Source organism: Acinetobacter pollinis, from assembly GCF_015627175.1.
In the GTDB taxonomy this organism is placed as follows: Bacteria; Pseudomonadota; Gammaproteobacteria; order Pseudomonadales; family Moraxellaceae; genus Acinetobacter; species Acinetobacter pollinis.
In genome coordinates this window covers 18,976-35,809 of sequence record NZ_VTDQ01000023.1, presented here as the reverse complement: position 1 = coordinate 35,809, position 16,834 = coordinate 18,976, and the positions used below count along the sequence as shown (strand labels likewise).

The 16,834-nt window shown below is 37.0% G+C and carries 13 protein-coding genes; 10 read left to right on the top strand and 3 right to left on the bottom strand.

The annotated features are described in order from the left end of the window. The first annotated feature begins 98 nt into the window (after nucleotides 1-98). From sstT to I2F23_RS09470, 3 genes are all read left to right on the top strand, one after another. The gene (gene sstT, locus I2F23_RS09480) at nucleotides 99-1,301 is read left to right on the top strand and encodes a serine/threonine transporter SstT (RefSeq protein ID WP_195772359.1); all 1,203 of its coding nucleotides are present in this window, start codon (nucleotides 99-101) and stop codon (nucleotides 1,299-1,301) included. Nucleotides 1,302-1,409: 108 nt separating this feature from the next. After that, the gene (locus I2F23_RS09475) at nucleotides 1,410-1,946 is read left to right on the top strand and encodes a DUF2058 domain-containing protein (RefSeq protein WP_195772358.1); all 537 of its coding nucleotides are present in this window, start codon (nucleotides 1,410-1,412) and stop codon (nucleotides 1,944-1,946) included. A gap of 118 nt (nucleotides 1,947-2,064) precedes the next feature. Next, on the top strand, nucleotides 2,065-3,279 hold the full coding sequence (locus I2F23_RS09470; RefSeq protein ID WP_228284768.1) for a mechanosensitive ion channel family protein: 1,215 nt from the start codon (nucleotides 2,065-2,067) through the stop codon (nucleotides 3,277-3,279). A gap of 134 nt (nucleotides 3,280-3,413) precedes the next feature. Here I2F23_RS09470 and I2F23_RS09465 read toward each other — a convergent pair whose 3' ends face one another. From I2F23_RS09465 to msrB, 3 genes are all read right to left on the bottom strand, one after another. Further along, nucleotides 3,414-4,586 (bottom strand): lactonase family protein, encoded by a 1,173-nt coding sequence (locus I2F23_RS09465; RefSeq protein ID WP_211140200.1) that lies wholly within the window; start codon nucleotides 4,584-4,586, stop codon nucleotides 3,414-3,416. A gap of 229 nt (nucleotides 4,587-4,815) precedes the next feature. Next, complete coding sequence (locus tag I2F23_RS09460; RefSeq protein ID WP_195772356.1) at nucleotides 4,816-5,301, bottom strand: glutathione peroxidase; 486 nt, start codon at nucleotides 5,299-5,301, stop codon at nucleotides 4,816-4,818. Continuing rightward, on the bottom strand, nucleotides 5,298-5,717 hold the full coding sequence (gene msrB / locus I2F23_RS09455) for a peptide-methionine (R)-S-oxide reductase MsrB (RefSeq protein ID WP_195772355.1): 420 nt from the start codon (nucleotides 5,715-5,717) through the stop codon (nucleotides 5,298-5,300). Before msrB ends, I2F23_RS09460 begins: the two co-directional genes overlap by 4 nt. A 153-nt stretch (nucleotides 5,718-5,870) precedes the next feature. Here msrB and I2F23_RS09450 point away from each other — a divergent pair, with 153 nt between their 5' ends. The 7 genes from I2F23_RS09450 (at nucleotide 5,871) to I2F23_RS09420 (ending at nucleotide 16,819) form a co-directional block, all read left to right on the top strand. Then, nucleotides 5,871-7,106 (top strand): pyridoxal phosphate-dependent aminotransferase, encoded by a 1,236-nt coding sequence (locus I2F23_RS09450; RefSeq protein WP_195772354.1) that lies wholly within the window; start codon nucleotides 5,871-5,873, stop codon nucleotides 7,104-7,106. Nucleotides 7,107-7,196: 90 nt separating this feature from the next. Next, nucleotides 7,197-8,255 (top strand): type II asparaginase, encoded by a 1,059-nt coding sequence (locus I2F23_RS09445; protein WP_195772353.1) that lies wholly within the window; start codon nucleotides 7,197-7,199, stop codon nucleotides 8,253-8,255. Nucleotides 8,256-8,407: 152 nt separating this feature from the next. Further along, on the top strand, nucleotides 8,408-11,956 hold the full coding sequence (dnaE, locus tag I2F23_RS09440) for a DNA polymerase III subunit alpha (protein WP_195772352.1): 3,549 nt from the start codon (nucleotides 8,408-8,410) through the stop codon (nucleotides 11,954-11,956). A 16-nt stretch (nucleotides 11,957-11,972) separates the two neighbouring features. Continuing rightward, nucleotides 11,973-12,794, top strand: coding sequence for an RNA methyltransferase (locus tag I2F23_RS09435; RefSeq protein ID WP_195772351.1), 822 nt, complete (start codon nucleotides 11,973-11,975; stop codon nucleotides 12,792-12,794). A gap of 17 nt (nucleotides 12,795-12,811) precedes the next feature. Continuing rightward, nucleotides 12,812-13,627: a serine O-acetyltransferase gene (gene cysE / locus I2F23_RS09430; protein ID WP_195772350.1), complete on the top strand. Its 816-nt coding sequence runs from the start codon at nucleotides 12,812-12,814 to the stop codon at nucleotides 13,625-13,627. A 94-nt stretch (nucleotides 13,628-13,721) separates the two neighbouring features. After that, the gene (locus I2F23_RS09425; RefSeq protein WP_195772349.1) at nucleotides 13,722-14,666 is read left to right on the top strand and encodes an ABUW_2363 family tetratricopeptide repeat lipoprotein; all 945 of its coding nucleotides are present in this window, start codon (nucleotides 13,722-13,724) and stop codon (nucleotides 14,664-14,666) included. A gap of 122 nt (nucleotides 14,667-14,788) precedes the next feature. Continuing rightward, nucleotides 14,789-16,819, top strand: a complete 2,031-nt coding sequence (locus tag I2F23_RS09420) for an esterase/lipase family protein (RefSeq protein ID WP_195772348.1) — start codon at nucleotides 14,789-14,791, stop codon at nucleotides 16,817-16,819. Nucleotides 16,820-16,834: the final 15 nt, after the last annotated feature.

The following is a 16,834-nucleotide window of genomic DNA, read 5'->3' as shown; positions in this document are numbered from 1 at the left end:
GTATTCCCCCTACAACTCTTCTCCGTTTACCGTTAGATAGAAGTCATCAATACCTGTTTTAAATCGCTAAAACACTGAAGACTTTAAAAGGCTCATTTATGCTGTCAGCTCTAAAACGATTAAGCTTAGTGACTCGAATTATTATTGCAATTATTCTTGGTGTCATTGTTGCGTTTCTTTTCCCGAACATTGCACCCTATTTTAGTCTTCTTGGAGATGTCTTCATTAAAGCGCTAAAATCCGTTGCTCCAATTCTTGTTTTTATTCTTGTTATTTCTTCTATTGCAAACTTCCAAGCAACTCAAAGTGCAAAGAACTTTAAACCCATTATGGTTATGTACACCATTGGTATGCTTCTTTCTGCATTTAGTGCTGTCGTTGCAGACAAGCTTTTTCCAACATCATTACTATTACACCTTCCTGCAGACCAAAGTGTACAACCTCCAGGTAGTATCACTATTATTCTTAAAAACTTAGTACTTAGCTTTGTATCTAATCCTGTTGTTGCACTCAGTGAAGCAAACTTTATTGGTATTCTTGCATGGGCTATCATTTTAGGGATTGCATTTCGTCACAGTTCACACACTACAAAAACATTTATTCATGATACTTCCGCTGCAATTAATAAAGTTATTAAACTTGTAATCTCTTTTGCACCTATTGGTATTTTTGGTTTAGTGACTGTAACATTTGCCTCTGCAGGTGTAGATACTTTCAAAAGTTACTCACACTTACTTGCAGTTCTTCTAGGGACAATGTTCTTTGTTGCATTTGTCATTAACCCGATTATCGTCGCAATTGTAATTAAAGGGAACCCTTACCCACTGGTTCTTAAGTGTTTAAAAGAGAGTGGAATTACAGCTTTCTTTACACGCAGTTCTGCTGCAAATATTCCGGTTAATTTAGATCTTGCCCGTCGTTGTGGTGTAGATGAATCAACAACAAATGTTATTGTACCACTTGGTTCTACTATTAATATGTGCGGTGCAGCAGTCACCATTACCACATTAACACTTGCTACAGTGAATACCTTAGGTATTCACGTTGATTTCTCGACAATGCTTATCTTATGTATTGTTGCAAGTATTTCGGCATGTGGTGCATCTGGAGTAGCAGGTGGCTCTCTTCTACTTGTTCCTGTTGCATGTGGTTTATTTGGTATTTCATCAGAAGTGGCTATGCAAGTCGTTGCCATTGGTATGGTTATTAGTGTTATACAAGACTCTACTGAAACAGCACTAAACTCTTCAACAGATGTTTTGTTTGTTATCGCAGCCGACCAAGGCTATAAAGATAAATAATCAGCAATTACGGCGTAATTTTATTACGCCGTTTTTAATCCACTATATATTCAATGTTATGATGCATGCTTGAAGATTTTATAATGGCATTCATTGGATATATTTACTATGGTAAAAAATGCACTACAGGCACAACTTTTAAAAGCTGGGCTCGTTGACAATAAAAAAGCGAAGAAACTGAGCAAACAAGCACAGCACGAACAGCGAATAGGTACAAGTAACCACGAATCGCTTAAAAGCAAAATTGTCCAAGATCAACAATCTAAACAAGAAAAAGACTTAGCATTAAATGCAGAAAAACAAAAAAAGATAGAAGAAAAGACATTAAAAGCCAATGTTCAACAAATGATACAGCAACACAAAGTGAAAGAAATTGATGGAGAAATTAGCTATCAATTTGTAGATGATAATAAAATTAAAAAGCTATATATCAATCAACAAATTTATAATGCATTGGTCGCAGGAAGCTTAGTCATTGCAAAAGAAGCTTCAGGTTATGCACTTTTACCTCATGCACTTGCGGAACGTATTGACCAAAAACTCGAAGGCTTTATGATTTGGAATAAGTCAGAGGAAAATACTCAAACTACAGATGATGAAGATCCATACGCAGCGTATGTTATCCCTGATGACTTGATGTGGTAATACATTGATATCGTTTTCTGACATCACTTACAGATTATATACTGTAAGTGATGTCATTTTTTTATGTAGCCTTTAAAATAAAACAAGAATATGAAAATCTTTAAGGCAGACGTTAAAATTGAAAGATATATCAAAATCTTTGGTAGAACTCTTTGACTGGACAGACAAATTTCCTTGGCTAGAAATGCTCCTTGGAATGAGTGCACTTTTTTTAGCAGCATACATTGCAAACTTTATTGCAAAAAAAGTGGTGGTACAAGGAATCCAAAAAATTCTAATGCGTCTACCCTCCGCAAGGAACTCTGCACTTGCACATCACAATGTTATTCGACGTCTTGCAAATATAGTGCCTGCACTTATTATTATGAATGGCATTGACTCGGTTCCACATCTTTCTGAAAAGATCATTCATTTATTCCAAATGATTGCACAAACATCAATTTTTTTGAGTATTGCACTTACTTTTAGTGAAGTTCTAAATGTATTCAATACTATGTATCAAAAAAGCCCAAACGCAAAAAACAAACCGATTAAAGGGTATCTACAGCTCGTTAAGCTAATGATTTTCGTGGTTTGTGCACTCATGATCTTAGGTACTTTTCTAAAGAAAGATGTATTTAATTTATTGGCAGGTTTTGGTGCAATGGCCACCATCTTAATGTTGGTATTTCAAAATACAATCTTATCATTGGTAGCTAGTGTTCAAATTGCATCTTATGACATGATCCGTATTGGTGACTGGATTGAGATGCCATCCCTAAATGCAGACGGCGATGTTATAGATATGTCTTTGCATACGGTGACAGTACAAAATTTTGATAAAACAATTACAACAATCCCGACTAATAAATTGGTCACAGATACATTTAGAAATTGGCGTGGTGTTGCCAGTGCAGGCGTACGCCGTATTAAGCGTTCAATTTACATTGATCAAAATAGTATTGGGTTTATGTCTGATGATGAACTAAACAAGCTCAAAGATTTTTTACTTTTGAATAATTATTTAAATAAAAAAGAAACCGAAATTACAGAGTTCAACCATACCTTAATGAGTCAAGCAAAGTACAACCAACGGCGCCTAACAAATTTAGGAACATTTCGTGCGTATGTTGATTTTTATCTCAAGCAAAAAGATGGCATTGCAAAAGAGGAATTAATTCTTGTTAGACAAATGCAACCTACCAGTGTAGGTTTACCTCTTGAAATATATGCATTTACCAATACAACCATTTGGATCGAATATGAAGCAATTCAATCCGATATTTTCGATCATCTTATTTCTATATTGCCTGAATTTAATTTAAAAATTTATCAGGCACCTACAGCACTTTAAAATATATAACGCATAGAGTCATATTGCGATTGATGAATATAACTCTATGCGTTCTGTTTGTGCATTCTAATAAATCTGAACTAAGATTTAAAATAAGAAAATTTGAAATACATATCTCTTATTCTACATTCAGATTATTCAAAGAATTTAATGTCTGTCGGCTGGCCAATTTGCAATGCAATACGTGTCGGTGTAAGTGCACCCGTTTCTTTATTACGCTTAAACTCACTTACTGTATGCGAGTGAACATTTGAAATAAGTAAATATTCACCAGTTTTATCCATAGAGAATGCTCTTGGCTCTACACCACCACTAGTATAACGACCAACCAAAGAAAGTTTGCCACTTACGCCATCGACCTTATAAGATATGATCTCATTCACTTCTTTTCTGTTACCAACATATAAAAATTTGTTGTCAGGAGAGAAAATTAAACCAGAGGCACTTTTATGACTTTCATGGTCTTTTACAGCCAAAGATTGCTTTTGCACCTGAATGAACTTCTTACCAATTCTTTCAAACACAATGACTTCAGCAGACATTTCAGTAGTTACATATGCAAATTTTCCATTTGCAGAAAATACCATATGACGGGGGCCACTGCCTTTAGCAAAATGTAAATCTAAAGCAGTATTTGCACGTAATGGTTGTTTTTCATTGGGTTGATAATCATAAGCTTTAACAACGTCAGCACCTAAGTCTGCTACATAAAGCGTTTTTCCATCAGGTGTAAATGTCACAGAATGCGCATGACCAGAGTCTTGACGCCCTTCAATAACCCCACTTCCATCTAAGAATTTAATATTTTGAGCAACTTCACCTAATCCACCATTGGCTAGAATAGGTAAAACAGATACACCCGATTTATTTGGTCCAACTGAATAGTTGGCAACAGCTAGGAATTTACCATCTACAGACAATGCTGAATGAGTTGGATGATCACCTAAACTTTTTACATGATTAATTTCTTTAAGTTGACCGTCTTTACCCACAGCTACAGCCGTCACTGTACCTTCTTCCATTTCATTGGTAATGTAAGCGAATTTATAATCTTTTGAAAATGTGATCCATGATGGATCTTTCATTTTTAATTCGCTTAATGGAAGCATTGTTCCATCACTATTTAACTTAACTGTATATACACCTTGACTGGCAAAGTCTTTTGATAATTTTGCCGTTTCAGGCATACCCGACCAAGTACCTACTAAAAATTTTTGTTCTGGAATCATTGTTCTATTCTCTGCAAAAGACATATTGCTGTAAAGCAATGGTAAACATAAACTTAATGCTGCTGCAAATTTATTCATTTTTTGAATCATACGTAACTACCTGACAAAATCGATAAGGTTAAAAATTCGAATAAAAATATTTTGATAATAACCACTTAACTAAAATACTCTTCATCTTTAGCATAGTTTTTAATTATCAATTGGACAACTGTTTTTCTCTTATATATTGCATATGTATATAATAAACATAAACAATATCAACAAATATATAAAGAAGGGAGATACCCCTTCTTCATTTTATTCGAGACTAGCTTACAAGCGCTGTTTGTATATCTTTTTCAAGTGCTTCAGGCTTCGTAGTCGGTGCATAACGCTGAAGTACCTTTCCATCTCTACCCACTAAGAACTTGGTAAAGTTCCATTTAATATTATGCGTCCCCAGTACACCTCTAACTTCACGTGTGAGAAAACGAAAAATTGGATGTGCCTCTGGCCCTTTTACATCCACTTTGGCAAACATTGGAAAACTTACGCCGTAATTTTTTTGACAGAACAGGCCAATTTCATTATTTGATGCAGGGTCTTGTCCACCAAATTGATTACATGGGAAACCTAAAACCTCAAAGTCTTTATCTTTAAATTCTTGATATAACTTTTCCAGACCTGCAAACTGCGGTGTAAACCCACATTTACTAGCAGTATTCACAATCAGTAAAACTTTCCCCTCATAGTCAGAAAATTTCTTTTCTAATCCATTTAGCAATTCTGCTTCCAACTGGTAAATTGTTGTCATGGATATGTTTCCCCATCATTTTTTTCTTTTGTTTGTAAATGTAATGAGGCTGAGTTTATACAGTAACGCAGCCCAGTAGGTTGTGGGCCATCTTCAAATACATGACCCAAATGTGCACCACAATGATGACAAACCACTTCAGTACGACTCATTCCATGGCTTAAGTCTTCATGTTCTTCAATCACAGCATGGTTTAGTGGTTGAAAAAAACTTGGCCAACCACAACCACTGTCGTATTTTGTTTCCGATAAAAATAAGACCTCCCCACAACAACGGCAAACATACTCTCCTGCTTGCTTGGTATTCCAATATTTTCCTGTGAAAGGGGCTTCCGTTCCTTTTTCGCGGGTAATTCGATACTCTTCTGGCGATAATTCTCTTTTCCATTCACGGTCTGTTTTATTGACTTTTCCCATGATGAACTCCTTTCAATCTATAAAATTCAATAGCCTGATTTCTTTTCTTTATATTTACGCTACCAACGACTAAAATGCTAGCACTATTTCACATAGATTGTGAGAATTAGGTAATCAATTTTTTCCTTAACATACATACAATTGGACAAGACTATGCCGGTTATAGGTAACACCACACCACGCGAAATTAAAAAGTCATCTAAGTTAGAGCATGTTTGCTATGACATTCGTGGACCAGTGTTACGCGCCGCCAACGAAATGGAGGAGCAAGGACACCGCATTATTAAATTAAATATTGGTAATCCTGCACCTTTTGGTTTCGAAGCCCCACAAGAAATTATTAATGATGTTGCACTTAACTTACCCAATGCAATTGGATATACAGATTCAAAAGGTATTTTTCCCGCACGTAAAGCAATTTGCCAGTACTATCAGCAAAAAGGTATACGTGACATGCATGTTAATGACGTATACATTGGTAACGGCGTTTCTGAACTCATTGTTATGGCGATGCAGGGATTATTAGATAATGGTGATGAAGTCTTAGTACCTATGCCTGACTATCCATTATGGACAGCAGCCGTTAATCTTTCAGGTGGTACCGCAATTCATTATAAATGTGATGAAGAAGATCATTGGTACCCAGATTTGGCTGATATGGAAAGCAAAATCACGCAAAGTACACGCGGAATTGTAATTATCAATCCAAATAACCCTACGGGCTCAGTTTATCCACGCCATGTATTAGAAAAAATTATTGTCTTGGCAAAAAAATATGATCTGATTTTATTTGCAGACGAGATTTACGATAAAATTGTTTACGATGGTATTGAACATGTATCTGTGGCTGCACTTGCAGGTGACCAGCTTTGTATTACTTTTAATGGACTATCTAAAGCGTATCGTATTGCAGGTTACCGCTCAGGTTGGATGACCATTACTGGCGATAAATCTCGTGCAGAAGATTATATTGAAGGCTTAAATATGTTGGCCTCTATGCGACTGTGTGCAAATCATCAAGCACAATTTGCGATACAAACCGCACTTGGTGGCTACCAAACAATTAATGACCTCATTCGTCCAGGCGGAAGACTATATGAACAACGTAATATTGCATGGGAAATGCTGAATGAAATTCCCGGTGTAAGCTGTGTTAAACCAGAAGGTGCAATGTATTGCTTCCCTCGTTTAGATCCAGATATTTACCCAATTCATGATGATGAGAAACTTATGCTGGATCTATTACGTGCTGAAAAAGTGCTATTAGTACAAGGTACAGGTTTTAACTGGCCCACACCAGATCACTTTCGCGTAGTATTTCTACCAGCTGAAAATGAATTACGTGAAGCTATTCAACGCATTGGACGCTTTTTAGCTTCTATTCGCTAATTTATTCAAATATAAGACCATATCAGTTAAGCTGGTATGGTTTTTGCTTATTTTATGTTTTTAAATTCTTCAAATCTAGGATTTACTTTCATGAAAAAAACTTTTTCTGCATTAGCATTGGCTCTAACTGTCTGCTTACCTTCTACACTCTATGCAAAAAACAATGTCGTCGTTATTGCAACTGGCGGTACAATCGCAGGTGCTGGTGCAAGCGCAACCAATAGTGCAACCTATACCGCAGCAAAAGTTCCTGTAGATGCACTACTTAATGCTGTTCCCCAAATTCAAGAACTTGCAAATGTAAGTGGTGTACAAGCACTCCAGATTGCTTCTGAAAGTATTACAGATAAAGAGCTCATTCAACTTGCTCGGAAAGTGAATGAATTAGTAAAAGATCCTAAAGTAAATGGCTTAGTGATTACACATGGTACAGATACCATGGAAGAAACAGCATTTTTCTTAAATTTAGTTATACATACCGACAAACCTATTGTACTTGTAGGCTCCATGAGACCTGGTACAGCACTTTCAGCAGACGGCCCTTTAAACCTATATAATGCCGTTGCGCTTGCTTCCTCAGACTCAGCAAAAGGTAAAGGCACATTGGTCATGATGAATGATAATGTATATGCTGCCCGGGATGTTGCTAAAACCATTAATATTCATACCAATGCATTTAATAGCCAATGGGGGGCACTAGGTACAGTTGTTGAAGGAAAAACCTACTGGTTCAGAACTTCAACTAAATTACACAACGATTCTTCTGCTTTTAATATTGAAGATATTAAAGGAGATGCTCTTCCATTGGTTCAAATTGTATATGGCTCGGACAATATGTTACCTGAGTCTTATCTTGCGCTTCAAAAAGCTGGCGTTCAGGCGATTGTAAATGCAGGAACTGGTAACGGCTCAGTACCAAACTATATCGTTCCTACACTGGTAAAACTACAGCAAGAAGGAATTCAGATTGTAAGATCTTCACGTGTTGCAAATGGCTTCGTACTTAGAAATGCCGAACAACCCGATGATAAATATGGTTGGGTTGTTGCACACGACCTTAACCCTCAAAAAGCAAGATTATTAACTGCACTTGCCTTAACCAAAACAAAAGATGCAAAAACATTACAAGAAATGTTCTACAACTATTAAGCTATTCTTTGTTGAATTTGGAAAGCCAATAGGTTCAATCTATTGGCTTTCATTTATAAGTAGATAAGAATATACACACAGAACAAATTATGAGCCATAAAAATAAAAATAGCATGCTAAAATGCCCACTGCTCGAGTAAAAGGAATCTTTAATGCAGTTTGTTCATCTTGGTATACACACAGAGTTTTCAATCACTGAATCGATTGTTCGCATACCAGAACTCATTAAAACTGCGGTAAAAGAGCAAATGCCCGCACTCGCTTTAACGGATCTTTCAAATATCCATGCTGCAGTCAAATTTTTTAAATCTTGCCAAGGTAAAGGCATTAAACCCATACTAGGCACAACTGTTCGACTTGAAGACTCAGAACATAGAGCGATTTTACTGGCAACCACCAATCAAGGTTGGTTAAATCTCACAGAAATTCTATCGAGAGGATATATTGAGGGACAACAACTTGATATTCCTTGTATTAAAAAAGAATGGATACTCGAGCAACATCAAGATCTTATTTTACTCTTAGGCTTACACAGTGATGTAGGACACTTACTTTGCTCATCTAATCCTCAAAAAGCTGAACCTTTATTTCAAGAGTGGTATGAAAAATTTGGGAATCGTGTCTACTTCGCCCTAACAAGAACACAAAGACCAAATGAAGAACTATTTATTTCAGAAGCATGCCAACTTGCAGAAAAATACCAAGTTGGTGTTGTGGCACACAACGATGTACATTTTATTCATGAAATAGACTTTGAAGCACACGAAGCTCGCGTATGTATTGCAGATGGGTACGTACTTGCAGACCAAAGAAGACCTCGCATATATAGCCCAGAACAATATTTCAAAACTGCTGAACAGATGACAACCCTCTTTTCAGATATTCCAAGTGCTATTCAAAATACAGTAGAAATTGCCAAACGTTGCAATGTGAGCCTACAACTGGGTAAGTATTTTTTACCTGAATATCCAATTCCTGCTGGCTTTACCATTGACACCTATTTTGAGCACTTATCTAAAGAAGGTTTAGAGGAACGGTTAAATCAACTCTATCCTATCGAAGAACGAGGCGACGATTGGAATGAAATACGAAAACCTTACGATGAACGAATTGCCTATGAAGTAGGTATTATTCTAAATATGGGATTCCCAGGTTACTTCCTAATTGTCATGGATTTCATACAGTGGGCTAAAAACAATGGTGTACCTGTTGGTCCTGGTCGTGGTTCAGGTGCAGGCTCATTGGTCGCATTTAGTTTAAAAATTACAGATTTAGACCCTTTGCGATACGATTTACTTTTTGAACGTTTCTTAAATCCTGAACGTGTTTCTATGCCCGACTTTGATGTCGATTTTTGCATTAGTGGTCGTGACCGAGTTATTGATTATGTGGCTCGTCATTATGGCCGTGATGCTGTTTCGCAAATTGCAACATTCGGTACAATGGCTGCAAAGGGTGCAATCCGAGATGTTGCACGTGTCTTAGGAAAATCTTACGGGCTTGCTGACCGGATTTCTAAAATGGTTCCTACAAAACCTTTAGGTGTCGATTTGGCAACCGCGATTGATATGGAGCCACAACTTAAAGATATCGTGACCAATCCATCAAACCCAGACAATGATGATGCAAGTGAAATTTGGGAAATGGCCCTAAAACTTGAGGGGATTACAAGGAATACAGGAAAACATGCAGGTGGCGTTGTCATTGCACCGGGCAAAATTACCGACTTCTCTGCTGTACTTTCTGATGCAGATGGCTCAAACCGTGTCGCACAATATGATAAAGACGATGTTGAATCCGCAGGTCTTGTTAAATTTGACTTTTTAGGATTACGTAATCTTACCGTTATTGAAGATGCGGTTCAGAATATTAATAAACGAATTCAAGCACAAGAGCCTTTAGATATCTCAAATGTGCCTTTAGATGACAATAAAGCATATAAAATATTTGCCGAAGCAAACACTACAGCTGTTTTCCAGTTTGAATCTGTGGGCATGAAGCGCATGCTTAAAGAGGCACGCCCAAGTAAGTTTGAAGAAATTATTGCATTCGTTTCTTTATACCGACCGGGTCCAATGGATCTTATTCCCGACTTCATACATCGTATGCATGGTGGAGAATTTGAATACCTTCACCCCTTATTAGAAGGTGTACTTGAACCTACTTATGGGATCATGGTGTACCAAGAACAAGTTATGCAAGCGGCTCAAATTTGTGCTGGCTATACATTGGGTGGTGCCGATTTATTACGCCGTGCAATGGGTAAGAAAAAACCAGAAGAAATGGTAAAACAGCGCCAAATCTTTCTAAAAGGCGCAGCAGAAAAAGATATTGATGAAGCAACAGCAAATCATATTTTTGACTTTATGGAAAAATTTGCGGGCTATGGTTTTAACAAGTCACATGCTGCAGCATATGCGCTTGTCGCCTATCATACCGCATGGTTAAAGGCACACTATCCTGCCGAATTCATGGCAGCTGTTATGTCATCCGAAATGCAAGATACAGATAGTGTCGTTTTTCTAATTGATGACTGCCGTAATAATCAACTAACTGTACTTCCTCCATCTATTAATCAATCTATTTACCGCTTTCATGCTATTGATGAAAAAACAGTTGTTTACGGACTTGGTGCAATTAAAGGTGTGGGCGAACAGGCCATGCAGTCCGTTATAGACTCACGTGAAAAAGAAGGACCTTATCAAGATCTTTTCGACTTCTGCCACCGTATTGATTTAAAGAAAATTAATAAAAGAACATTAGAGGCACTTGTTCGTGCAGGTGCATTAGACTGCCTAGGCATAGAACGATCTCATTTAATGGCTCAACTGCCTGAAGCGGTACAAGCAGCAGAACAAGCCAGACAAAACCGTGAAACAGGGATTATGGATTTATTTGGTGAAGTTGAAGAAGTTCAAAGAAAACCAATAAAACCAGTTAAACCATGGTCAGATGAGGTTCGACTCAAAGGCGAAAAAGATACGCTAGGCCTTTATCTAACTGGTCATCCAATTGATGTATATCGTCAAGAATTAAGATGCTTTGTATCGTCAAAACTTAATGAAATTACACCTACACGGCGTGGACAAACAACTGTCTTTGCAGGCCTCGTCCTCGATGTTGCAAATTTCCCTAACCGTGTTCTCATTACATTAGACGATAGTACTTCTAGATTAGAAATTAGCTGTAATCATGAAAGATTTCAGCGTTTTAAAGATATTATTCAGATTGATCAAGTCATTGTTGTTGAAGGCGAAGTCTATGAAAGAGAAGGTTTTGACCGACCGATGGCTCGCCTTTCAAAAGCATTTAGTCTCAACGAGATTCGTCAAAAGCGTGCACAGCATATTCAAATCACTCTTAATGCAGACCAAATCACACCTCAGTTGGCGCAAGAGTTAAAAACAATTATCCAACCGTTTTGCAATGTCGATATGTGTCAGCATATTCCTATATTATTTAATCTCTCTTTTGACTATGCAACAGCAGACATTCGACTATCTCCAGAGTGGTCAATTGCACCTTTAGACGAGATGCTTGCAAAACTTCGAGACTATTTTGGGAAAACAGCGATACATATTGAATATCAAGTGAAATCAAAAGCAGCCAAAGTAATCGTTGAGGAAAAACCATCTACTGCCACAATGAGCATGGATGAAGCCATTGACTTATATCATGCTGAAGTTAGCCAATATTCTTAATTTATCAGGACAAAACATGCAAGATTTTGATCAAGCCAAAACTATTTCACATTTAAGTCATGTCCGTATTGTCATGGTAAATACAACACTTCCTGCAAATATAGGAAGTGCATTGCGTGCGATGAAAACAATGGGAATTTCCCAATTGGTTCTTGTTGCTCCAAAAACCTATCCTCATCCAGATATTCATGCGCTTGCAGCTGGTGCAACAGATCTTATAGAAAAAATTCAAATTGTAGAGAGATTAGAAGATGCAATTGCAGATTGTCATCTTGTGTTTGGCACCAGTGCACGTAGCCGAACTATCCCTTGGCCACTCCTAGACGTTAGACCCGCAACAGAACTCGCCTTAAACCATATTAAACAACAAAAACAGGAAGTTGCTATTATTTTTGGTCGAGAAGATCGTGGTTTAACCAATGAAGAATTGGCGCTTGCTAACTACCACATGACTATTCCGGTAAATCCTGAATACGGTGTTTTAAACGTTGCTCAAGCCATACAAATCGTTTGCTATGAACTTAGAATGGCTGCTCTTCATACAAGCTCCCTAGACAAATCAGAAGTATCCGATAAAATGCCAGTGGCGCTTCAACAAGAAATGGATTGGGATGAACCTCTTGTTACACAAAAACAAATGCAAGAATTTTATCCTCATATGGAAAAAATGTTAGAGGATATCGAGTTTCTTGATCCAAAGAATCCACGTCTTTTACCATTACGCCTACGTAGGCTATTTGGACGTATACAATTAGATCGAATGGAATATAATTTATTACGTGGTGTTTTCAGTCGTGTGCAAGCAATGAGTCAAGGGAAATGGAAAAAAAACAATTAAAATTAAAGGGCATTCATATGTTTAAACAATTAAAAGAAGACGTTCAAGCGGTATTTTCTCGAGATCCTGCAGCAAGAAATACACTTGAGGTTTTAATGACCTACCCCGGTATTCATGCACTTATTATGCATAGAATGGCTCATGAACTCTGGAATAAAGACTTTAAAGTAAGTGCAAGAACAATTTCAGCAGTCAGTCGCTTTGCAACAGGTATTGAAATACACCCAGGTGCTAAAATTGGTCGTCGCTTTTTTATCGATCATGGTATGGGCGTAGTAATTGGTGAAACAGCAGAAATTGGCAATGATGTCACGTTATATCATGGTGTTACTCTTGGTGGCATAACATGGAATAAAGGGAAACGTCACCCTACCCTTGAAGATGGCGTCATTGTGGGCGCAGGAGCCAAAATCTTAGGCCCTTTTACTGTAGGTAAAAATGCAAAGATTGGCTCAAACACTGTGGTAACAAAGGCTGTTCCCTCAGGTGTAACTGCTGTAGGTAGCCCTGCACGTTATATCTATAAAGACACACAAACGCAACCACAAGATGAAGAGCAACATCGCCGTGACTATGCAAAGCGCATTGGATTTGTTCAATATGCAACTGTGGCAGATCACTCAGATCCTGTACTTGAAGGAATGCGTATTTTACTAGATCGGCTTGAGCAAAATGAAAAACGTATGACAACCTTGTGTCAACGTTTATCTTTGCTTGATCCAACATATAAAAAGCAGCCACAAGATCACCCACCTTTAAGTCAAGAAGAATTAAAAATTCTAGAAGATGTACGGCGTGAATGTGAATCACAGAATCAGCAATCAAAAGCTTAACTCTGTTACATGCTTTACATTGCATGAATATTTTCTTTTACATTAGACTCATGTTAAATAATTTTCAACAACAATACTGACATTGGATATACTTATGAGACTCAAGGTACTAACAACAACGCTACTTACTGCTTCTGTATTGGCTGCATGTAGCTCAATGCCATTAAAGAACAATAATACTCAAAAGGATACTGTTAAAAATGAGCCTCTACAACCTGTTATTTTTAAAGAACCTGCTCTACCGAAACCATTTTATGCATTAAACGCAGCAGATTATGATGCACCTTCTAAATTCGAAGTAGATTTAAAAAATGCTGCGGCACAACCTGTAACTAAAATGGTTGTAACAAGTCAAACAGATCCAACTAAAACTGTTACACTCGATGTAAATCATCTTATTATCCCTACCATAGACAGTAAGAAACAAGAGATTATCTACGCTCCTTTAGCAGGACAAAATCAGCTAGATGTTACGGCGATTGATGATTTCATTCAAATGGTAGAAGGCCAAGCACGTCACTATCCACCACAATTTGCAAGTAAAAATGTACGCCGTGGTTTTGAAAATAAGTTACGTCAAACTAGTCAACAGCTTGATACATACGCAGACAAAGACAATGCATCTTATGACGTTTTACTCCGCGCATTTAAAACAAGCGTACTTGCGCGTAATCTAGATCTAGGTCCACAATTTACAACAAAATCGTTAAACTATGGCCAACGCCTATTAAAAATGACACCAAATGACCCTCTAGTGAACTTCTGGTTTGGTTTTAACCTATCTGAAGGTGGCGGTCAAAAAGAAGCTATTCCTTACTTAGATAAAGCAATTAAAGGCGGTGTTCAAGAGGCTTATTTATCTGCTGCAAATAACTATTTGTATTTAGAGCACAATAAGAACGCAATCACTACCTTACGTAATTATAAAGTTAAATACCCAGAAGAAGGTCAAGTTGCAGATCGTCTCATTAAAGAGATTCAAACTAAAGGTCGCACAAACGTTTGGGAAACTTTGACAGAAAATAAAAAAGGACGTTAATCATTTACACTCAATATTTGAGCAAACTCTCTTCATAAAAGGTCGTGAATACGACCTTTTATATTTTACTTTTATACACTTTAACGTATATTTTATCTATTACTTATCTTTTGCTTAATTTTATGTCTAATTACACAGCCAAATATAAACTAGTAGTGTCATCTCTACTACTTACTATAATCGCCTTAGGAGGCTGTCAGGCGGTTAGCGTAAAACAACAAGCATTTAATATAACTATTACTAATGAACGTGATAGCATCCTTACACATGACAAACTGAGTGAGGCAAGTCTAAACGTACTGTCAATGACAGGAAGAGAATCTAAAATCTGTATGAATGACCCCACCTCATGTCTTACAGATATACAACAGATTCCTCAAATTCCAAATGAACAGTTTTTTTCAACGGCAAGTGAAATTTACCTAGCAAAAGCAATGTCTCTTGAAAAAACGACTGCATGTAAATTTAAGATTAAAGAAGATCAACTCCTTACAGACAAACAAAAAGACAAATTAGAGCTTCAAAATAAATGTATTAATGAAGAACTACAAATGCTAGATCGTAGTATTCGTTATAGTTATGCCTATTTATTTAAGACTGAAAGACATCCAGATCAGAGAATTTTCGATAACAGACAAGTACAAGTTCGAGATTTTTATAACCAGGCTACTGCCAAATTATTGATGCTCTCTTCAACACAGCGTCCAGCCAATACATCAGATGAAGATTTCGATATCGGTCATAATAAATATATTACTGATTTTAAAGACTATCCACAGTTACAAAATAAGAAAATTGAAGACTTTATTTCTAGCTATAACTTAAACTTTTCGGGCTTACGTTCTATTAATCGACGTGATGGTTTTGGTGCTGAGTTTGTTACAGTTCTACCTAGACCAACTCTTCCTGAAGAAAATAAATATATTCTAGATCCCTTACGCCATAAATTTAAAGATACAGTTAACCCTAATATTCATACTCCCCAGTATTTAGCAACAACCATTTCTATTGAACCTAAACCGAATACAAGTTTAAAAGATTTATTAAATAACGCTCCATTGCTTATTAAATTAAATGATCCGTATCAAAAAGAAAATATTATTGTAGAAGGGAAATCATATCCACTTGCAGCAAATTTTTCTGCGCCATATGGACTATGGTTGGCACATAACAATCTGGGTCGAGCTGCATATTTGTCATTGATCGATCGTGATCAACAATTAATCATGCCCCATCTATACATGTTAGAACCATATAACCCCAACAAACAAATTATTGTTCTGGTTCATGGACTAGCAAGTAGTCCCGAAGCATGGGTAAGGTTAACAAATGATATTATGGGTGATAAAGTTCTAAGAGAGCACTATCAAGTATGGCAAGTCTTTTACTCAACCAATATGCCAATTATAGAAAGTCGATATCAAATTTATTCTATTCTTACGCAGGCTTTTGGAGAGTTAGATCAGAACTCGCCTTCAGCAAAAGATGCCGTGCTCATTGGTCATAGTATGGGAGGCGTAATATCACGCCTACTTGTGAGCAAGGCTGATATTAGTAAAGATGCGTTTAAACTTATTAAATCGAGAGAGCTTAAAAAGCACAATAAAGATCCTATCGTATTAGAACGATTACAAATACAACCTATTCAAAACTTTGATCGCGCGATTTTTTTAGCCTCACCACATAGAGGAACAGAATACGCAGACTTATGGTTTACACGTGCTGCCCGAAAAATCATTCGCTTACCTGGTGCATTTTTGGGTGCTGTGGCCGATTCATTTCAGGGAGAAATTAATCCTAAAGATTTTATTAAGCAGGTCGATAATGGTCTGATCCAAAATGGACCAAGTGATTTAAGTTATAAATCTAAATTTATGCAACTGACAAAGAATATCATGCCCCAATCAGGGCTAGAATATCACTCAGTAATTGGAAACATTACATCGAGTACAAACCCTAATATTATTACAGATGGTATTGTACCCTACAAAAGCGCCCATCTCGACGGCGCAGAATCTGAGAAAATTGTACATGGTGGTCATTCTATTCAAGAAACACCTGAAGCTGTACTTGAACTCAGACGTATTCTTCGTTTACATCTTATCGAGCATGGTCTTTATCAACCCTCAGATAAAAATAAAGGTGCTTTATAGCACCTCTTTTTATTC